This is a genomic window from Sphaerimonospora mesophila, from assembly GCF_001417795.1.
Lineage (GTDB): Bacteria > Actinomycetota > Actinomycetes > Streptosporangiales > Streptosporangiaceae > Sphaerimonospora > Sphaerimonospora mesophila.
The window spans coordinates 142196-161087 of sequence record NZ_BCBX01000032.1 but is presented as its reverse complement, the minus strand read 5'-3'; the positions used below and the strand labels follow the sequence as shown (position 1 = coordinate 161087).

Annotated in this window: 18 protein-coding genes; 9 read left to right on the top strand and 9 right to left on the bottom strand. The window is 69.4% G+C overall.

Features of this window, described 5'->3' with window-relative positions:
• Positions 1-32: 32 nt before the first annotated feature.
• Both AP234_RS08395 and AP234_RS08390 read left to right on the top strand, forming a co-directional pair.
• Complete coding sequence (locus AP234_RS08395; RefSeq protein ID WP_200926293.1) at positions 33-1553, top strand: catalase; 1521 nt, start codon at positions 33-35, stop codon at positions 1551-1553.
• A gap of 111 nt (positions 1554-1664) precedes the next feature.
• Positions 1665-2060, top strand: coding sequence for an ankyrin repeat domain-containing protein (locus AP234_RS08390; protein ID WP_055479014.1), 396 nt, complete (start codon positions 1665-1667; stop codon positions 2058-2060).
• A 35-nt stretch (positions 2061-2095) separates the two neighbouring features.
• On the opposite strand, the gene AP234_RS08385 is transcribed toward AP234_RS08390, so the two are convergent.
• Both AP234_RS08385 and AP234_RS08380 read right to left on the bottom strand, forming a co-directional pair.
• On the bottom strand, positions 2096-2296 hold the full coding sequence (locus AP234_RS08385; RefSeq protein ID WP_055479013.1) for a DUF397 domain-containing protein: 201 nt from the start codon (positions 2294-2296) through the stop codon (positions 2096-2098).
• A 29-nt stretch (positions 2297-2325) separates the two neighbouring features.
• On the bottom strand, positions 2326-3180 hold the full coding sequence (locus AP234_RS08380) for a helix-turn-helix domain-containing protein (protein ID WP_055479012.1): 855 nt from the start codon (positions 3178-3180) through the stop codon (positions 2326-2328).
• Positions 3181-3588: 408 nt separating this feature from the next.
• On the opposite strand from AP234_RS08380, the gene AP234_RS37095 reads away from it, so the two are divergent.
• Together AP234_RS37095 and AP234_RS08375 are read left to right on the top strand one after the other, a co-directional pair.
• Positions 3589-3750 (top strand): hypothetical protein, encoded by a 162-nt coding sequence (locus AP234_RS37095; protein ID WP_160330392.1) that lies wholly within the window; start codon positions 3589-3591, stop codon positions 3748-3750.
• Between the two features lie 58 nt (positions 3751-3808).
• The gene (locus AP234_RS08375; protein WP_055479011.1) at positions 3809-4717 is read left to right on the top strand and encodes a Rieske 2Fe-2S domain-containing protein; all 909 of its coding nucleotides are present in this window, start codon (positions 3809-3811) and stop codon (positions 4715-4717) included.
• A gap of 14 nt (positions 4718-4731) precedes the next feature.
• Here the strand turns inward: AP234_RS08375 and AP234_RS08370 are convergent, their stop codons facing one another.
• On the bottom strand, positions 4732-5478 hold the full coding sequence (locus AP234_RS08370; RefSeq protein ID WP_055479010.1) for a sulfite exporter TauE/SafE family protein: 747 nt from the start codon (positions 5476-5478) through the stop codon (positions 4732-4734).
• Between the two features lie 56 nt (positions 5479-5534).
• Positions 5535-6323 (bottom strand): ABC transporter ATP-binding protein, encoded by a 789-nt coding sequence (locus AP234_RS08365; RefSeq protein WP_055479009.1) that lies wholly within the window; start codon positions 6321-6323, stop codon positions 5535-5537.
• Between the two features lie 64 nt (positions 6324-6387).
• On the opposite strand from AP234_RS08365, the gene AP234_RS08360 reads away from it, so the two are divergent.
• From AP234_RS08360 to serB, 4 genes are all read left to right on the top strand, one after another.
• The gene (locus AP234_RS08360) at positions 6388-7128 is read left to right on the top strand and encodes a hypothetical protein (RefSeq protein ID WP_152990303.1); all 741 of its coding nucleotides are present in this window, start codon (positions 6388-6390) and stop codon (positions 7126-7128) included.
• 211 nt (positions 7129-7339) lie between these two features.
• Positions 7340-7915, top strand: coding sequence for a hypothetical protein (locus AP234_RS08355; RefSeq protein ID WP_152990302.1), 576 nt, complete (start codon positions 7340-7342; stop codon positions 7913-7915).
• A 116-nt stretch (positions 7916-8031) separates the two neighbouring features.
• On the top strand, positions 8032-8601 hold the full coding sequence (locus tag AP234_RS08350; protein WP_055479007.1) for a DUF11 domain-containing protein: 570 nt from the start codon (positions 8032-8034) through the stop codon (positions 8599-8601).
• An 87-nt stretch (positions 8602-8688) separates the two neighbouring features.
• Positions 8689-9915 (top strand): phosphoserine phosphatase SerB, encoded by a 1227-nt coding sequence (serB, locus tag AP234_RS08345; protein ID WP_235558035.1) that lies wholly within the window; start codon positions 8689-8691, stop codon positions 9913-9915.
• A gap of 29 nt (positions 9916-9944) precedes the next feature.
• Here serB and AP234_RS08340 read toward each other — a convergent pair whose 3' ends face one another.
• From AP234_RS08340 to AP234_RS08320, 5 genes are all read right to left on the bottom strand, one after another.
• Positions 9945-12155 carry an FUSC family protein gene (locus AP234_RS08340; protein WP_055479006.1) on the bottom strand — a complete coding sequence of 737 codons (2211 nt, stop codon included), beginning with the start codon at positions 12153-12155 and terminating at the stop codon, positions 9945-9947.
• A gap of 44 nt (positions 12156-12199) precedes the next feature.
• A complete protein-coding gene (locus AP234_RS08335; RefSeq protein WP_235558034.1) occupies positions 12200-12679 on the bottom strand; it encodes a histidine phosphatase family protein in 480 nt (159 codons plus the stop codon).
• Between the two features lie 205 nt (positions 12680-12884).
• Entirely contained in the window at positions 12885-15218 is a 2334-nt protein-coding gene (locus tag AP234_RS08330) for a sodium-translocating pyrophosphatase (protein WP_055479005.1), read from the bottom strand.
• 363 nt (positions 15219-15581) lie between these two features.
• Positions 15582-16013: an ATP-binding protein gene (locus AP234_RS08325; protein WP_055479004.1), complete on the bottom strand. Its 432-nt coding sequence runs from the start codon at positions 16011-16013 to the stop codon at positions 15582-15584.
• 19 nt (positions 16014-16032) lie between these two features.
• A complete protein-coding gene (locus AP234_RS08320) occupies positions 16033-16383 on the bottom strand; it encodes an STAS domain-containing protein (RefSeq protein WP_055479003.1) in 351 nt (116 codons plus the stop codon).
• Positions 16384-16533: 150 nt separating this feature from the next.
• Between AP234_RS08320 and AP234_RS08315 the strand changes: the two genes are divergently transcribed.
• On the top strand, positions 16534-18885 hold the full coding sequence (locus tag AP234_RS08315) for a DEAD/DEAH box helicase (protein ID WP_083501911.1): 2352 nt from the start codon (positions 16534-16536) through the stop codon (positions 18883-18885).
• The last annotated feature ends 7 nt before the right edge of the window (positions 18886-18892 follow it).

Here is an 18892-nt window from a genome sequence, read left to right as displayed (position 1 = left end):
GATCACCACGTGATCCATCGGGTCCGTCCTGCATGATCATCGCATCCAGCGGTGAACGAGCACCCCGAACACAACCAAGAGGAGCGACCTTGCCTGCGAACAACCAGAAGCCGCTGACCACCGTCGCCGGCGCACCGGTTCCCGACAACCAGAACTCCCTGACCGCCGGGCCCCGCGGCCCGATGCTCCTCCAGGACGTGTGGTTCCTGGAGAAACTCGCCCACTTCGACCGCGAGGTCATCCCGGAGCGCCGGATGCACGCGAAGGGGTCGGGCGCGTTCGGCACCTTCACGGTGACCAACGACATCACCCAGTACACCTGCGCCAAGATCTTCTCCGAGGTCGGCAAGCAGACCGAGATGTTCGCCCGCTTCTCGACGGTCGCCGGCGAGCGCGGCGCGGCCGACGCCGAGCGGGACATCCGCGGTTTCGCGGTGAAGTTCTACACCGAAGAGGGCAACTGGGACCTCGTCGGCAACAACACCCCCGTGTTCTTCTTCCGCGACCCGCTGAAGTTCCCCGACCTCAACCACGCGGTCAAGCGCGACCCGCGCACCAACCTGCGTGACGCCGAGAACAACTGGGACTTCTGGACCAACCTGCCCGAGGCCCTGCACCAGGTCACGATCGTGATGTCGGATCGCGGCATCCCCGCGTCCTACCGTCACATGCACGGGTTCGGCTCGCACACCTACAGCTTCTACAACGCCCAGGGCGAGCGGTTCTGGGTGAAGTTCCACCACCGCACCCAGCAGGGCATCAAGAACCTCACCGACGCCGAGGCCGGGGCGCTGATCGGCCGGGACCGCGAGTCCCACCAGCGCGACCTCTACGAGGCGATCGAGAGGGGCGACTTCCCGAAGTGGAAGCTCTACGTCCAGATCATGCCGGAGGCCGAGGCCGAGACCTACCGCTATCACCCCTTCGACCTCACCAAGGTGTGGTCGAAGAAGGACTACCCGCTGATCGAGGTCGGCGAGTGGGAGCTGAACCGCAACCCCGACAACTACTTCGCCGACGTGGAGCAGGCCGCGTTCTCCCCGGCCAACGTGGTGCCGGGCATCGGGTTCTCGCCCGACAGGATGCTGCAGGGCCGGCTGTTCTCCTACGGTGACGCCCAGCGTTACCGCCTGGGTGTGAACCACCACCAGATCCCGGTCAACGCGCCGAGGTGTCCGGTCAACTCGTTCCACCGTGACGGCGCCATGCGCGTCGACGGCAACCAGGGCTCCACGCCGGGCATCGAACCGAACTCGTACGGCCGCTGGCAGGAGCAGCCCGCCTACCGCGAGCCGAGCCAGGCCGTCGGGGCGGTCGCCGACCGGTTCAACTACCGCGAGGACGACGACAACTACTACGAGCAGCCCGGCATCCTGTTCCGGAACATGTCTCCGGAGCAGCAGCAGGTGCTCTTCGAGAACACCGCCCGGGCGATCGACGGCGCCTCGCAGGCGACGATCGAGCGGCACATCGCCAACTGCACCAAGGCCGACCCGGCGTACGGCGAGGGCGTGCGCAAGGCGATCGAGGCGCTGGCCGCCGGCCGGATCTGAGGCTCCGCCATCAGCGGATCCCCCTCATCCCGGTGAACACCATCCCGGCGTGGTGCGCGTCACGTGCACCACGCCGGACTCGATTTCGCAGGCGTGATCAGGAGAACACCCATGAGCGGCGGCGGGCCGAGCGGACTGACCCCGGAGCAGGTCGAACGGGTCGTGGCGATCGCCATGGACCTGGCGCGCGGCGGCGACACCGAGCAGCTGATGGAGTTCATCGACCACGGGCTGCCGGTGGACACCGCGGACGCCGATGCCAACACCCTGCTCATGCTCGCGGCCTACCACGGGCACGCGGGGACCGTACGCGCGCTGCTCGCTCGCGGCGCCGATCCTGACCTGCGCAACGCGCGCGATCAGGCGCCGATCGCCGGCGCCCTGTTCAAGGGCGCTGACGAGGTCGTGACCGTGCTTCGCGACGCGGGCGCCGACCTCGATGCGGGCACACCGAGCGCGCGGGCAGCGGCCGCCATGTTCGGCCGCGCTCACCTGCTCGCCGACTGACCGCGACGCCGCGCCACCCCGTCAGAGGCACCCGATCAGAGGTCGAATTCACCGTCCTTGACGCCGCCGATGAACGCGTCCCATTCGGCCGGGGTGAAAACGAGCACGGGGCCGCTCCGGTCCTTGCTGTCGCGCACCCCCACATGCCCGTCGGGCAGGGGGGCGACCTCGACGCAGGCACAGTTATTCGCACTCCGGCTGCTCTTCCGCCAGCCGGACAGCTCAGTTGAATTCATGAAATATCGATCTCCCCGCCGCGGGCTCGTCACCAGCGGCTGATGGTCTTCTCTATACGTTTCCGGGAAGCGCCCACGTCGAGGGCCTTCGTCTCGAGATAGTCGAAGGCGACCTCATAGCGATAGACGATCGCCTCGTCCTCGATCAGACGCCCGCCCAGAAGTGCCTCCAGGTACACGACATCGTGAAACTCCGGCAGCTTGAGGTGGGAGAACGCCCCGGTGTTTATCGGATGCTCCGCGTCCAACGGGAGCACCCGCAGCGCGACGCGCGGGAGTTCGGAGACTTCGACCAGACGCCGGAGCTGTTCCCGCATGACCTCGTCTCCGCCGAACGGCCGCAGCAGGACGGACTCCTCCAGGACGACTGAGATCTCGGGCGGGTTCTCCCCGTGGAGTACGGCTTCCTGACGGGCCATCCGGACCTCGATCCGGCTCCGGAGACCGCCGGGCGGATCCAAGGTGCTCCGCTGTCCGCTCTCCATCATGGCCCGGACGTACGACTCGGTCTGGAACAGACCCGGCACCACCTGGGGTTCCCAGTTGCGTGCCATCACGGCCTCGGCCTCCAGCCCCAGGAAAGTCGTGTATTCCTTGGGCAGGGAGTCCCGATACTCCTCCCACCAGCCTTTTCTGTTGGCGTCCCGATGAAGGGCCAGCAGCTCTTGGCGCTGGTCAGAATCTACCATGTAGATCACCAGAAGCGCCTCTATGTCGCTCTCGCGTGGCGAGGTCCTGGCCGTCTCGATCCGGCTGACCTTCGCGGCCGACCAGCCCAGTCGGGCCGCGACCTGGTCCCCGGTCAGCTCGGCGCGCTCCCTCAACCGGCGGAGTTCCTGACCGAGCCGCCGCCTGCGGACGGTGGGACTGCCATGACCCGGCATCCCGACCGACCCCCTTCGCCGCGCTGCAACTACCTCCGAAGGCTACCCGTTCCCCGTTGGTGCAACTTGCACCGCACGGTACGGCGTACGCCGAGAAGAACCTTGCAAGTTTCCTTTCGTCAAGTATTGCAGCGATATCCGTCCTGCGTCACGATCGGTAGAGGGAAGGTGTCTCGCGGTCTCAACGGGACACGATCGACCGGGGGCACGATCCGATGCGGGGATACGGTCCGAGAACGGTTCCGCGGGGAAGTCGGCACAGTCCCACCGGAAACCGACATGGCCGGGCCGAAGGCCGCCACCTCCGGCCCGGAGAAAGCACATGAGCACTCCACCTCGATGCCACCCGAAAAGGAGTCTCCTATGCATCCCCACGGTAGCAACTGGCTATTACTAATCAAGACCCACATGAATCTGGCAGACCGGGCATTATGCGCGGATCAGGACAGATGGGCGCGAGAGTTGCAGTGGACGGTCAACCGTACCGGCTTCGGTGCCCGCCTCTACCGCGACCCGCGCTTCGACCTGGTCCGTGAGGTCGAGGAGGTCGGCCGCAGCTTCTCCGCGTGATCCAACCGTGAAGGCTCCTCTATCGGGGGTAAGTGCTCGGGTGTTAGGGGGGCTGAAGATGGAAGAGACGACCAGGTCGCGGCGCGCGGGCCGGCCCCGGATGATCCGGTCCGCTGATCTCCTCGACGGGCTCGAACGGACCACCACCCTCGACCGGCCTATCTACAAGATCTCCAAGGCGGTGTGCCGCAGACTCGGCACGGGCAGGTTAAGGGACGTCCTGCACGGGGTCCCGATCGGACACCCCCTGCATCCGGCCGGGGCGATGGTCACCTTCGGCTGCTGGATGGCCTCCGCCATGCTGGACTTCTCCAGGGCCGACCCACGGGCCGCACGGATGCTGATCGCCACCGGACTCGGCTCGGCACTGCCCACGGCGGCGGCCGGTCTCACGGACTGGTCGGCCCTCCACCGGGAGCAGCAGCGTGTCGGCCTGGTGCACGCGCTCACCAACATCACGGCCGCCGCGTTCTACACGGGCTCGCTGCTCCTGCGGATGGCCGGGCGGGAACGGGCCGGACGCTTCCTGGGGTACGCCGGGCTCGGCGCGGCGAGCGCGGGCGGCTATCTCGGCGGTCACCTCGCCTATCGGCAGGGTGCGGGAGGCAACCACGCCCAGCCGGTCAGCCACCTCATGCCGCTCGGCTGGCACGATCTGTGCGCGCTCAAGGACCTGCCCAACGGCCGGCCGGTCCGGCGGCGTCTGGGCTACATCGACCTGTTCGTCCTGCGCCTCGGCGACGGGGTGAGCGTGCTGGCCGACGACTGCGCCCATCTCGCCGGCCCCCTGCACCAGGGGCACGTCACGGTCAACGGGGGCGACCCGTGCGTGGTCTGCCCGTGGCACGGCAGCGTCTTCCGCATCTCCGACGGCTCCGTGGTGCACGGCCCGGCCACCGCACGCCAACCGTCCTTCAAGACGCGCCTACGTCAGGACGGCATCGTCCAGGTGCGTCCCGCCGACTGACGGACGGTCGCTGGTCAAGCCAGCAGTTTCACGATCGCGGCGACTCCGACGACGACGATGAAGCCGCGCAGGACCATCGGGGGGAGCCGACGCCCCAGCCGTGCGCCGAGGAAGCCGCCGACGGCCGTGCCGAGCGCCACCAGCAGCGCGGCCGTCCAGTCCACCGGTGCGATCACCGCGAACAGCACCGCGGCCGTGCCGTTGACGAGCAGCGAGAGCATGTTCTTCGCCGCGTTGATCCGCTGGAGGTCCTCGTCGAGGAAGAGGCCGAGCAGCCCGATGAGCACGACTCCCTGGGCAGCGCCGAAATAGCCGCCGTACACCCCCGCCAGGAGCACGCCCAGCCACAGCCACGGCCCGCCGTTGGGGTGCACCCGCAGCCGGACCAGCCATCGGCTGAGCCTCGGCTGAGCCACGACCAGGACGCAGGCGAGGCCGATGAGCACCGGCACGATCACCTGGAACGCCTTCTCCGGAAGGAACAGCAGCAGCACGCCGCCGACGAGCGAGCCGAGCACCGACGCCGTCCCCAGCCGGATCAGCCGGTCGCGCTGCCCCTTGAGCTCGGGCCGATAGCCCACCACGCCGGTGACGCCACCCGGCACCATGCCCACGTTGTTGGAGACGTTGGCCACGATCGGCGGGAATCCGAGGGCCAGCAGCGTCGGAAACGTGATCAGTGACCCCGATCCCACCACGGCGTTGATGCCCCCGGCCCCTATCCCGGCCGCGAACACCGCGACCACCTCTAACGGCGTCACTGGCTTACTCCCTCATACGTCTTTTCCCGACTCTAGGGAAACATCCGTACGAGAGGTCACTGCGGGCGGGCGTACCAGCGGCCCTCCCGGCCCCGGTCGACGGAGAGGGGCACGCCGAAGGTCTGGGACAGGTTGTCGGCGGTCAGCACCGACTCAAGCGGCCCCTGGTCGACCACCGAGCCGTGCCGGAGCAGCAGCGCGTGGGTGAACCCAGCGGGGATCTCCTCGACATGGTGGGTGACCAGCACCATCGTGGGGGACTTGGGGTCCTTGGCCAGCGCGCCCAGGCGGCGTACCAGATCCTCCCGGCCGCCCACGTCGAGCCCGGCGGCCGGCTCGTCGAGCAGCAGCAGTTCGGGGTCGGGCATCATGGCCCGGGCGATCTGCACGCGCTTGCGCTCGCCCTCGGACAGCGTGGCGAACCTGCGGCGGATCAGATGCGCGCAGCCGAACTGGTCGATGAGTTCCACGGCCCGGGTCACGTCATGTGAGTCGTACTCCTCGGTCCACCGGCCGAGGATCGCGTACGACGCGGTCAGCACGAGATCGATGACCTTCTCGTCCGGCGGGATCCGCTCGGCGAGCGCGGCGCTGGCCAGTCCGATCCTGGGCCGCAGCTCGAACACGTCGGTCTGGCCCAGCCGCTCTCCGAGGATCTCGACGACGCCCTCGGACGGGTAGAGCAGCGCCCCGGCCACCTGCAGCAGGGTCGTCTTCCCCGCGCCGTTGGCACCGATGACGACCCAGCGCTCATCCTCCCGGACGCTCCAGTCGATGCCCCGCAGCAGGACGGCTCCGTCCCTGCGGACGGCCACGTCCTGAAACCGAAGCACCTGACCGCCCATGTGGCCCCCCTCCCAAGGTTCTTTGCCATAAAACTATGGCAGGTGAGCGCATATCGTGGATCGGGTGCGCATCGATTCACCGGTCTCCGCGACGCTGGTCTCCTGGGGCAACTCCTGGCTGGCCGGACATACCGGGCTGGACGACGTGGTGGACCGGCTGGAAGCCGCCGCCGGCCCCCAGGTGACGGCCGGCGACACGGCGGCCGGCGGGGGCGAGTGCACGCTCCGCGCGTTCCTCGCGGACCGGCGGATCGAGGGGCTGCGCGCGCTGCGGCTGGCCCTGCCCGCTCCCGGTGATCCTCTGGGGCTCACCGGTCCCCCCGCGTTCAACGGCATCGCCATCGACGCGGGTCAGGCCGTGATCGCCGTACTGTCCGGCCGGTGCCTCGGCCTGGTGCCGGCCGCTGACCGGCGCGGCTCGTCCTACTCGGGGGTTCGCTGGACCGTCCACGAGGCGTCCGCTGCTCCGCCCGACCTGCCATCGCTGGCGGAGGCGGAACGGGCGCTCTCCACCGCCATGCGGTCGGCCACCGACGCGCTGCTGGCCGTCGCAGGACCGGCGCAGGGCCTCCCGGCGGCCGTCCAGGGCGAGGACGACGCCGAGGTCCCGCTGGCGCCCGGCTATCCGGGGCGGGCCCACCGAGTCGGCGTCCTCGCCGCCCGGCTCGCCCTCGCGCTGCGCCTCGCCGACGAACGCGGGCTGACGGCCGGGCAGATCGCCGCACGCGGGGAGGCACTGCGCGATCTCGACCGGGCCGTACGACGCGCCCGCATCGCGGCCCACCACGCGATCTTCCAGATCTGAACGCACCGGCCTCGCCCCGGCCGGCGACGGCCGTACGGCGATGCCCGCGCGTCGGCATGCCGCGGCGCGTTGTGCACCCCGACATCGGCGAGCCGTCCTGGACGGGTGGGAACACCGCCCATCGCGGGATCGCGGCACTCCTGTCGGCGGCCCGGTCCTGTGAACGACCACATTGATCGAATCGTTATGCGGATCGTAAAAGCTGACGGGCATGCGAAACCTAATCGGCAAGTCCGCGGCGGTTGTGATCGTTCCGCTGGCGGTGGCGCTGGCCGCCCCCGGCCCGGCCGCCGCCGTACCCGTCCCCGCCCACTCCCTCGCCCACACCGGCGCCACGGCCGAGGCCGGAGCGCGTACGGCCGCCGCCGCTCCCGTCCGGATCCAGGTCAGCTATCCCTCTCGGGTGCGTGCCGGGCGCACGGTGTCGTCCTACAAGGTCAAGTTGGTCAACAACCTCAGGACCAGGACTGACGAGATCTTCTTCGCGGTCAAGTTCCCCAAGAACGCCTCGAAGGTGCGGATCTACGTCCCCAAGAACTCCCGTTATCGCGAGAAGTGCACGCGGGAGCTGACCCGGGCCCTTTGCGTGCTCCCCGGCCTCAAGAAGGGCAAGAGCTACACGTTCTGGGCCAAGGTCTGGGTGAAGGGATCGGCTCGCGGAAAGCTCTATGGCTATTTCGGCGGCGCCGTGGTGGACACCCCCCTCAACACCGATCCGGCCGAGCTGATGAGCGAGTTCGGTTCCGACATCCGGTGGGTCAAGACGGGCAGCACGATCGTCCGTTAGCCGGCTACATGAGATCTTGATCTGAAATATCTTTCCGGTCTAGGCAAAAAGATGGTAAAAATCCCCTTTCACGGGGGTTCATCAGCTCCCCCTTGTTTCAGGGAGACAAACCACACATGCACAACCCGATCGGCAAGATAGCCAAGATCGCCTTGGTCGCCCCGCTCGCGGGCGCCGTGTTCCTCACCACCGCGCCGGCCGCCTCGGCCGCTCCCGCCGCGCCTGCCGCGGCGCGGGCGGTGGCCGCGAAGCTCGACGACCCCTACTCCGTTTTCAAGGTCAAGGTGAGTCACCCCAAGGCCGTCAAGGTCAACAGGAAGATCACGTACAAGATCCGCGCCGTCAACACGGGGCCGCACCACGCCGACTACTACTGGATGACCGGAATCCTGCCCAAGGGGGTCAAGAAGGTCTGGTACTCCGGTCCCAAGGACTCGGCCTGTGAAATCGAAGGTCGTGCGGTCGTCTGCTGGAGTCCGTACGTCCTGGAGGTCGGCGACTACGACTGGCTCAACCTCACGATCCAGATGAAGAAGGGCTACCGCGGCAAGGCGGAGGCGACCCTCGGGGCGATCGTCTTCGACGTGCCGACCGGTGCGGAGAACCTCGACCCCCGGGCGCTGAAGGAACTCGGCTACAAGAGCTGGTTCTACGGCAAGAAGGTCACGACCAAGGTCGTGAAGTAGCCGAGTGGCGTGGATGACGTCCTGACGCCGGGCGGTTCGGGCACCTGCTGTACGGTCATGAAAGCCCGCACAGTAACCTCAAACAACGTGAACCAGCGCACGCTCCTGATCACGCTGACGGGTCCGGACCGCCCCGGCGTCACCTCACGGCTCTTCGCCGTACTGACCGCTTTTCCCGTGACCGTAGCCGACGTGGAGCAGGTCGTCATCCGCGGCCGACTCACCCTCGGCGTGCTGGTCGCGTACGCCGGGGGCCCGCCCACCGGCACCGGCGGCACCATCGGCGGCCTGTGGACGGCCGTCGAGCAGGTGGCCGCCGACCTCGACATGGACGTGGAGATCGCGTCGGGCACCGTGTCCAAGGAGAAACGCCGCCGCCGCGGCCGTCTCCACGTCACCGTGGTCGGCGCGCCCCTGATGCCCGCGGCGATGGCCGGGATCACCGGGCGGATAGCCGCGTGCGGCGCCAACATCGACCGGATCGAGCGGCTGTCGAGCTACCCGGTGACCTGCATCGAGATGGCGGTCTCCGGTGCGGACTCGCAGGCCATGCGGGTGGCGCTGGCGGCCGAGGCAGCCGTACAGCAGGTGGACGTGGCCGTCCAGCGCAGCGGACTGCACCGCCGCGCCAAACGGCTCATCGTCATGGACGTCGACTCGACCCTCATCCAGAACGAGGTCATCGAGCTGCTGGCCAAGCACGCCGGCTGTCTCGACGAGGTGTCCCGGGTGACCGAGGAGGCCATGCGGGGCGAGCTCGACTTCGCCCAGTCGCTGGTCAGGCGGGTCTCCCTGCTGGAAGGACTGTCCGACGAGATCTTCGAGAAGGTCGCCAAGGAGCTCGTGCTGACGCCGGGGGCGCGCACGCTCGTACGAACACTCAAGCGTCTCGACTACCGCTTCGCGGTCGTCAGCGGCGGCTTCACCCAGATCACCGACATGCTCGTCCAGGACCTGGGCATCGACTACTCGGCCGCCAACACGCTGGAGGTCGTCGACGGCAGGCTCACCGGCCGGGTCATCGGCGAAATCGTCGATCGGCCGGGCAAGGCCCGCGCGCTGGAGCGCTTCGCCGCCGAGTCGAACATCCCGCTCAGCCAGACCGTGGCGGTGGGCGACGGAGCCAACGACCTCGACATGCTGGCCGCCGCCGGTCTCGGCATCGCGTTCAACGCCAAACCGGTCGTACGGGAGGCGGCGGACACGGCGCTCAACGTCCCCTACCTCGACACGATCCTCTACCTGCTCGGCATCTCGCGCGAGGAGGTCGAGGCGGCCGACGCCGAAGACGGCATGCCGCCCATGCCCGTCTGAAAGGCTCCCGTTCGACCCCGTCCGAAGTTTCAGCCGGCCTCGAAGGCGGAGGGGGCCGCCTCGCACAGCTGGGACGCGTCCGCGTACAGCGAGCGCAATGCGTGGTCCACCGCCGCGAGATGCACCAGCGCGAAGCGTGTCGGCGTCTCGTTCTCGTCCGCCGCGATCTCGGCGAGACGACGCTCCGCGAGTGCCCCGAGCCGCTCCGCCTCTTCGGCGAGCCCGCGGTTCGCCTCGCCTGTCATCGCGTACGGCACCCTGGCCTGTACCGCGTCCGCGGCCTCCGTGATCCGGTCCGCGAGCGTCTCGAGCACGTACGGCACCCCGCCCTCGCCGCCCGTCTGGTCGCGCAGCACCGAAGTCAGCGTGAACATGTCGTCGCGTACGTGCTGTGCCGTGCCGAGCACCTGCTCGACGTCCTCCGACACCTCTTTGCCGCCCGGCGCCCGACCGGCCCGAGTTCTGCCCGCCGGTGCCTTCCCGGTCGGGCTCTTCCGGCCGGGCGCCATCATCCTGGTGGGCTCATGAACGACATAGGTCAGTGAGTCTGTGACCGCGTTCGCGTCCCTCGCCGCCTCGACGATGGCCTCCTCCGCTCGCTCCGCGGCCGTCCTTCCCCGGCTGAGCTGCGCGAGCACACGCGCAGCCGCCGCGTGGGAGTTCATCATGCGGGCGACCCGGTCGGCGAGCCGGGCCGTCTCGCCTCGGGGCCACAGCAGCCGGGTGCAGGCGACCGCGATCAGTCCGCCGATGATGGTCAGTACGATTCGCGACTCGGCCACCACCTCCGTCTGCTGGACCTGGAAGTCGAGCAGCAGCAGCACGCACATGGTCATGAACGTCGCCCAATAGGCCTGATGCGTGGCGGCGAGACCGAAGGCGAACGCCGCTGAGACGCCGATCAGCAGCGCCAGCGGCCAGTGCTCGGGCGCGAGATGCAGAATCACCGCGGCCACCAGCCCGCCGACCGTGCTTCCGGCGATGCGGGCCCACGCCCTCGACCGGGTCTCCCCGTACGTCGGCTGCAGCGTCACCAGCACCGCGATGACCAGCCACTGCGGGAAAGGAGGGCGGTACAGCACGATGATCAGGGTGGCGAAGGCCGTGCCGAGCACGACCCGGAGAGCGTGCCGTACCCGCGGGTTGTCGAAGCCGAGCCGCGATCGCAGCTCCGCGGTGGGCGGGACCGCCAGGTCGGCGATCGCCGGCAGGAAGAGCCCCGGCGCACAGGCCATCCGTGCGCTCACCGCCGACCCGGCCAACGCCTGGTCGATCCGCTCGGCGGCGTGCACGATCTGCCGCAGGATGACGAGTACCAGCATGTCGTGCTCGCTGCCGGCGGATCCGGCTCGGAGGTCGTGCACGCGTACGGCGAAGCCGGAGACCGCTTCGCGCGCCCGGCATGAACGGCGCACCGCATCCGACGGCGTCATGAACGTACGCAGCGCACAGGCGACAGCGGCGGCGAGCTCGCGCATCCCGACCTTGTCCCCCACCCGTCCGGCCTGCCGGTTGAGCGACCCGCACAGCCCATGCAGGGCCGCCACCTCGTGAAACACCCGTCGCAGCGTGGCGACCACATCGTCGACCACCTGCGAGCGTCGCTGCCGGCGGCTGCGTGCCCGCGCCCGCCGGTCCGCGTCGACGAGCGCGGCGGCGGCCCGGCGGCGCAGGACGTCCCATTCATCAGCGGCGAGATCGGGCTGGGCGACGGCCTCGGCCAGCTCGGCCAGCGCATCGGCCAGGTCGGACAGCACCGTGACGAGCGGCCGCGTCTGCCGCCACCACCACGGCAGCGTCAGGATCATGCTCGCCAGCAGTCCCCCGAGCATCTGCAGGGCGGTGTGTGCGAGCGGATCGAGCGGCAGCGGATTCGCCGCGGTCAGCAGCAGGGTGAGCGTGGGCGTGACCCCGATCGACGGGATCAGCCCACTGAGCCCGGCCACGGCCGCGGCGGACAGCACCATGAGCCAGTTCTGACCGGCGACGAGGATCCCCAGCGCGGTGCCGACACCGATCGAGACCACCACACCCAGCAGGTACGGCAGGCGGACGGCGGCCGGGTTCACGACGGCCCGGCCCGTGACCAGCCACGCCCCGAGCCCGACGACCGCACCGCTCGTGGCGTGACCCGTGAGCAGGCCGACCATCAGGGGGATGACCACGCACGCGGCTCCGGTCAGGCCGAAACCCAGCGCGAGGCGTCCGTCCTGTGGCTTGAGCAGTCGCACGACCTTCATGCCGAGAGGCGCCCGCCCTTCCTCAGGTCTCCCCTAGCTCTCTCTCAGGTCGCCTCTTCCCGAAAACGGTCAGGATGGCACATTTCGACCAGCTGTTCTGTGCCGAACCGGACCTCGGCCCACGACTCCCGGAGCCGGATCACGGCGACGGCCCCGGGCGGGAAGCCATCGCCCGTCGTGCCGGTGAGACCCAGGACGAGCTGGTGCACCCCCGGGTTGTGTCCGACCAGGACGAGCGTGTGCACGTCCGGATCGGTACGGCGCAGCAGGTCCAGCAGCTCCTCCGGGTACGCCTCCCAGATCTCCCGCTCGGTCTCGACGGGCGCGTCGAGGCCCAGCAGCTCGGCGGTCCGCAGAGTGCGCACCGCCGGCGAGCAGATCACCAGGTCCGGCTTCAGGCGTCCGATGAGCTCGCCCGCCTCGCGGGCGTCGCGTTCGCCCGCCTCGGTGAGCGGGCGTTCCCGATCCGACAGGCCCGGAACGTGGCCCGCCTCCGCGTGCCGCATCACGACGAGCGTCCTCACCGCACCGCCGTGGCCGGCCCCGCTCACCCGGCCGCCCAGACGGCGAGGCCGATTATCACCGCGAACATCACCGCCATGGTGAGCAGGATCAGCCCCAGAGTCCGCGCGCCGCTCGGCTTGTCCATAGCGACCCAGTCTAGGAAGAAAGGTCCCCCGCTCCGGGAGCGGGGGACCTTTCCTTCGGTCTGCCGATCAGGCGGGACGATCAGCCCGCGACGGCCTCCGAGGCGCGGCTCTCGCGGTCGCCCTCACCGGAGGGGACGATGCCGCTGGAGCGCCGCTTGGAGATGACGACGGCGGCCACCACGATCGCCACCGCGACGACGGTCGCGCTCGCGCGGACCGCGACGTTGTCGGCGTAGGCGACGACGGCCGGGGCGATCAGCAGCGCGACCAGGTTCATGACCTTGATCAGCGGGTTGATCGCCGGGCCGGCGGTGTCCTTGAACGGGTCGCCGACGGTGTCGCCGATCACCGTGGCGGCGTGGGCCTCCGAGCCCTTGCCGCCGTGGTGACCGTCCTCGACGAGCTTCTTGGCGTTGTCCCAGGCGCCACCGGAGTTGGCCAGGAAGACCGCCATCAGCGTGCCGGCCGCGATGGCGCCGGCGAGGAAGGCGCCCAGCGGCGCGTACCCGAGCGCGAAGCCGACCGCGATCGGCGTCAGCACCGCGAGGAGACCGGGCGTGGCCAGCTCGCGCAGCGAGTCACGGGTGCAGATGTCGACCACCCGGCCGTAGTCGGGCAGCTCGCTGCCGTCCATGATCCCGGGCTTGCTACGGAACTGCTCGCGCACCTCGTAGACCACCCGGCCGGCCGCGCGGCCGACCGCGCTGATCGCCAGGGCCGAGAAGAGGAACACCACCGCCGCGCCGACGACCAGGCCGACCAGCACATTCGGCGCGTCCACCGACAGGCTGAAGTCCGCGAACGAGCCGAGTATGTCCTTGACGGCCTGCGTCGCCCGCCCGAGCTCACCCTCCACCGCGGTGCGGAACGCGCCGAACAGGGCGGTGGCGGCCAGCACGGCCGTGGCGATCGCGATGCCCTTGGTGATGGCCTTGGTGGTGTTGCCCACCGCGTCCAGGGAGTTGAGCACGCGGGCGCCCTCGCCCTCGACGTCGCCGGACATCTCCGCGATGCCCTGGGCGTTGTCGGCGACCGGGCCGAACGTGTCCATGGACACGATGACGCCGACCGTGGTCAGCAGGCCGGTGCCGGCGAGCGCGACCGCGAACAGGGCGACGGTGACGTTGCCGAAGCCGAGCAGGAACGCGCCGTAGACCGCACCACCGATCAGCAGTGCCGAGTAGACGGCGGACTCCAGACCGACCGAGATGCCGGACAGGATGACGGTCGCCGGACCCGTGAGGGAGCTCTCGCCGATCTCCTTCACCGGGCGGCGGTTCGTCTCGGTGAAGTAGCCGGTGAGGATCTGGATCGCGCTGGCCAGGACCAGACCGATGAGCACCGCACCGATCGCGATCAGGCGCGGGTCGGAGGTGACCGCCGCGATCTCCTGGCTCACACCGGACAGCTCGGCGAAGGTCGCCGGCAGGTAGGCGAAGGCGGCGACGGCCACCAGGACCGCCGAGATGGCCGCCGAGATGAAGAAGCCGCGGTTGATGGCGGACATTCCGGAGCGGTCGCGGCTGCGCGGCGCGGTGGTAAAGATGCCGATGATCGCGGTGATGACACCGATCATCGGAACGATCAGCGGGAAGACCAGTCCCTCGGTGCCGAAGGCCGCCTTGCCGAGGATCAGGCTCGCGACGAGCATGACGGCGTACGACTCGAACAGGTCGGCCGCCATGCCGGCGCAGTCTCCGACGTTGTCGCCCACGTTGTCGGCGATGGTGGCCGCGTTGCGCGGGTCGTCCTCGGGGATGCCCTGCTCGACCTTGCCGACCAGGTCGGCGCCCACGTCGGCGGCCTTGGTGAAGATGCCGCCGCCGACCCGCATGAACATCGCGAGCAGTGCGGCGCCGAAGCCGAATCCTTCGAGGACCCTCGGCGCGTCGCCCTTGTAGACGAGCACGACGATGGCCGCGCCCAGCAGGCCCAGGCCGACCGTGAACATGCCCGCGACGCCGCCGGTGCGGAACGCGATGCGCATGGCGACCTTCTCGCCGGACTCCCTGGCCGCCGCGGCGACCCGTACGTTGCCGCGTACCGCCAGCCACATGCCGATGAAGCCGGTCAGCGCGGAGAACAGCGCGCCGACCACGAAGAAGACCGAGCGGCCGATCCGCTCGCCCGTCGACTCGGCGGGCAGCAGCAACAGCAGCAGGGGAATGATGACGACGAACGCGGCGAGCGTGCGGAACTGACGCGTCAGGTAGGCCGCCGCTCCCTGCTGTACGGCTCGCGCGATGTTCTGCATGCGTTCGGTGCCCTGTCCCGCGGCGAGCACCTCCCGTACGAGGCCTCCGGCGACGGCCAGGGCCAGGAGGGCCACCGCGGCGACCACGACGACCAGTGTGAGATGAGATCCGTTAAGAGCCACCGCTGCGCCTTCGCCAGCGGCTTGGTAGGCAGACATCCGTCCTCCTCGGCCAGACGGGGTTCGGTTCCTGCCCGGAGGCGCTGCGATGTTGTCTGGCCTTTACGGCGCACATCCGGGTGGTTGGCAATGCCGCTTCCGGTTGCATCCGCAATACCTTGGCCGGTGCCGGGAGTCTACGCAGCGAGGCCGCGGATATGAAGGCCCCCCTGCATGGTAATCGAGACCTCACCCAGTAATGGAACAACATTTGCCGGGTTTTGTCGGCCTCTTGACCGGGTTGGTCAGGCCGCGGACCCACCGACCGTACGGCTGGCCGGAATAACATTTTCAGATGCCCCAAATGTACCCGGACACGCCAAAACCGGGCGCCACCCCGCAGGGCGGCGCCCGGATTCCCGGTCAGGCGGTGGCGGTGACCCCGTCGGAGGACGCCGGCCAACTCATCCGAATGCACATGCCCTTGGGCCCGGGGAGCACCTCGACGTCGTCCGCCAGTCCCGCGATGACCGCGAGCCCGAGACCGGCCATCTCAGGCATGGGGTTGCCGTTCGCCGCGAGGACACGCGGCGCCACGTCATCGCTCGGGGCGACGTCGGTGACGGTCACCTCGAAGCGCCCCTCGTCATCGCGCAACTCGATGCGCACGGGCTCGTCCGGGCAGTGAAGGCGATGCGCCTCCACCGCCCGGGAGCACGCCTCTCCGACGGCGAGCCGCACCTCGTCCAAGATCGCCTCGTCCACCCCGGTGCGCCTGGCGATCGCCGTGGCGACCAGCCGTGCCGTACGCACATGGGCGGGCAGAGCACTGAACGTCAGCTCGACGGTGGCCATGTCGCAGGCTCCTACGCCGTCACTTGTCCCGGCCGTGCATTTCCTTGGCCTCGTCTACAGAGGAGTAGATTCCGAAGACCTTGGTCAGACCGGTGATGCGGAAGATCTTCAGAATGCGCTCCTGGGTGCAGACGAGCTCCAGCGAACCGTCATGCGCCCGCACCCGCTTGAGCCCACCGACCAGCACCCCGAGGCCGGTCGAGTCGAGGAAGTCCACCTTCTCCATGTTCACGAGCAGGTGGAAGTTGCCCTTGTTGACCAGATCGATCAGCAGCTCACGCAGTCTGGGCGCGGTGTAGACGTCGATCTCACCCTCGACATCGACGATGGTGAGATTGTCCTCGGAATGGTGGTCCAACTTCAGATCCACAGATCCTCCAGCGCCTTACGTGCGTTCGTCTCGATGGGGGTCGAGCGGTCCCGGTGGTTCCAGGACCCACGACCCCGACGCGCGGCATTCAACCACGCCCCGACTCCGTGTCTATACGAAATCACGACTCCTGGGCGACTCTCCCCAGAGATGCCAAACTGGAAACCAGTGACTCCGACTTCTTCCTATACCCAGCGAACAGGCACTCTTCTCACCCGCTTGCTCGCAGTTTCCGCGCGCCGACAGCGCGTCACCCACGTGGAGCATGTCCCCGCACGTCAGGCAGGTCAGGTCCGATGGCCGGACTGGGCGCCGAAACCCCTGGTCGCGCAGCTGGAGGACCAGGGCGTCTCGGGCCTGTGGGAGCACCAGCTCGCCGCCGCCGAGCACGTCCACCGTGGCCAAAACGTGATCCTCGCGACGGGTACGGCCTCCGGGAAGACCCTCGCCTACCTGGTCCCGGCGGTCGCGGAGATCTTCTCCGGCGGCACCGTGCTCTATCTGACCCCCACCAAGGCGCTCGCCGCCGACCAGGTCAGGGCCGTCCAGGGACTGCGTCTGACCGAGGTGAGGGCCGCGACCTTCGACGGGGACACCCCGATGGAGGAACGCCGATGGGTTCGCCAGAACGCCAACTACGTCCTGACAAATCCGGATATGCTGCATCGATCGATGCTGCCCCGGCACCAGTCCTGGTCCTCGTTCTGGCGACGGCTGCGGCTCGTGGTCGTGGACGAGTGCCATGGCTACCGGGGCGTTTTCGGGTCACATGTCGCCCAGATCCTGCGCCGGCTCCGCCGGGTCTGCGCCAGGTACGGGGCGAACCCCGTGTTTCTGCTCGCATCGGCGACCGCGAGCGACCCCGCGGTGGCGGGGACACGCCTCACGGGCCTGGAAATGGCCGAGGTGACCTCGGATGCCTCTCCCCGGGGTTCGACCACGTTCGCGCTCTGGGAGCCGCCCCTGACCGATATGCGCGGTGAGGGAGGCGCTCCCGTACGGCGCACGGCCACCGCCGAGGCGGCCGACCTCCTGACCGACCTGGTGATCGAGAACGTCCGCACGCTCGTCTTCGTCCGGTCGCGGCGCGCCGCCGAGACCGTAGCGCTCACCGCCAGGAGGAACCTGGAGGAGGCCGACCCCGAGCCCTGGCACCCCGGTTCGGCCGCCGACCGGGTGGCGGCCTATCGGGCGGGCTATCTGGCCGATGACCGCCGCTCGCTCGAAAAGGCGCTGCGATCCGGCGCGCTCACCGGGCTGGCGACCACGAACGCGCTGGAACTCGGCGTGGACGTCTCCGGGCTCGACGCCGTACTCATCGCCGGATGGCCGGGCACCCGGGCCTCGCTCTGGCAGCAGGCCGGCCGCGCCGGACGGGCCGGGCAGGACGCGCTGGCCGTACTGATCGCCCGCGACGATCCGTTGGACACCTATCTCGTCCACCACCCCGAGGCGTTGTTCGGCCGGCCCGTGGAGGCGATCGTCCTCGACCCGGACAATCCGTACGTGCTGGCGCCGCACCTGTGCGCCGCCGCCGCCGAGATCCCGTTGACCCCCGCCGACCTGGAGACCTTCGGACCGGCAGCGGCGGAGGTGCTCGACGAGCTGGTCGACCGCGGGCTGCTGCGCAGGCGGGCCGCCGGCTGGTTCTGGACCAGCCGGGAGCGCGCCACCGACCTGGCCGACATCAGAGGCTCGGGCGGCGTCCCGGTCCAGGTCGTGGAGGCCGCCACCGGGCGGCTGCTGGGCAGCGTGGACGAGCCTTCGGCCCACTCGATGGTGCACGCGGGCGCGGTCTACCTGCACCAGAGTGAGACCTTCGTGGTCGATCTACTCGATCTCGACGCCGGAGTCGCGCTGGTCTCGGCGGCCGAGCCGGACTACTCCACATTCGCGCGTGACGTGACCGACATCAGGGTCATCGAGTCGCTGCGGTCCCGGCCCTTCGGTCCGGGCGAGCTGCACTTCGGCTCGGTCGAGGTCACCCGGCAGGTGGTCTCGTACCTGAAGCGGCGCACCCAGACCGGGGAGATCCTGGGTGAGGAACCCCTCGACCTGCCGCCGCGCACCCTGCGCACCCGCGCCGTCTGGTGGACGCTGCCCGACTCGGCGCTGACCTCGGTGGTGCGCGCTCCGGCCGGCGGACCCGTCGACCTCGGCGGCTGCGCCCACGCGGCCGAGCACGCCGCCATCGGTCTGCTGCCGCTGTTCGCGACCTGCGACCGATGGGACATCGGCGGGGTCTCCACCGAGCTCCACCCCGACACGGGCCTGCTCACGGTGTTCGTCTACGACGGCCACGACGGCGGGGCCGGCTTCGCCGAGCGTGGTTACACCCGGGCTTCCGAGTGGCTCACCGCCACCAGGGACGCGATCGCCTCCTGCGAGTGCGACCACGGCTGCCCGTCCTGCATCCAATCCCCGAAGTGCGGCAACGGCAACGAACCGCTCGACAAGGCCGGCGCCCTCCGCCTTCTCGACGTGCTGCTGGGGAGCGTCTGAGGAGGCA

Bases quoted from the DNA above. Each gene is read 5' to 3' on its own strand.
- AP234_RS08380 (WP_055479012.1), bottom strand. From the start codon at position 3,180: ATGCCGGGTCATGGCAGTCCCACCGTCCGCAGGCGGCGGCTCGGTCAG.
- AP234_RS08315 (WP_083501911.1), top strand. From the start codon at position 16,534: ATGCCAAACTGGAAACCAGTGACTCCGACTTCTTCCTATACCCAGCGA.
- AP234_RS08395 (WP_200926293.1), top strand. From the start codon at position 33: ATGATCATCGCATCCAGCGGTGAACGAGCACCCCGAACACAACCAAGA.
- AP234_RS08385 (WP_055479013.1), bottom strand. From the start codon at position 2,296: ATGAATTCAACTGAGCTGTCCGGCTGGCGGAAGAGCAGCCGGAGTGCG.
- AP234_RS08375 (WP_055479011.1), top strand. From the start codon at position 3,809: ATGGAAGAGACGACCAGGTCGCGGCGCGCGGGCCGGCCCCGGATGATC.
- AP234_RS08350 (WP_055479007.1), top strand. From the start codon at position 8,032: ATGCACAACCCGATCGGCAAGATAGCCAAGATCGCCTTGGTCGCCCCG.
- AP234_RS37095 (WP_160330392.1), top strand. From the start codon at position 3,589: ATGAATCTGGCAGACCGGGCATTATGCGCGGATCAGGACAGATGGGCG.
- AP234_RS08355 (WP_152990302.1), top strand. From the start codon at position 7,340: ATGCGAAACCTAATCGGCAAGTCCGCGGCGGTTGTGATCGTTCCGCTG.
- AP234_RS08325 (WP_055479004.1), bottom strand. From the start codon at position 16,013: ATGGCCACCGTCGAGCTGACGTTCAGTGCTCTGCCCGCCCATGTGCGT.
- AP234_RS08340 (WP_055479006.1), bottom strand. From the start codon at position 12,155: ATGAAGGTCGTGCGACTGCTCAAGCCACAGGACGGACGCCTCGCGCTG.
- AP234_RS08365 (WP_055479009.1), bottom strand. From the start codon at position 6,323: ATGGGCGGTCAGGTGCTTCGGTTTCAGGACGTGGCCGTCCGCAGGGAC.
- AP234_RS08330 (WP_055479005.1), bottom strand. From the start codon at position 15,218: ATGTCTGCCTACCAAGCCGCTGGCGAAGGCGCAGCGGTGGCTCTTAAC.
- AP234_RS08390 (WP_055479014.1), top strand. From the start codon at position 1,665: ATGAGCGGCGGCGGGCCGAGCGGACTGACCCCGGAGCAGGTCGAACGG.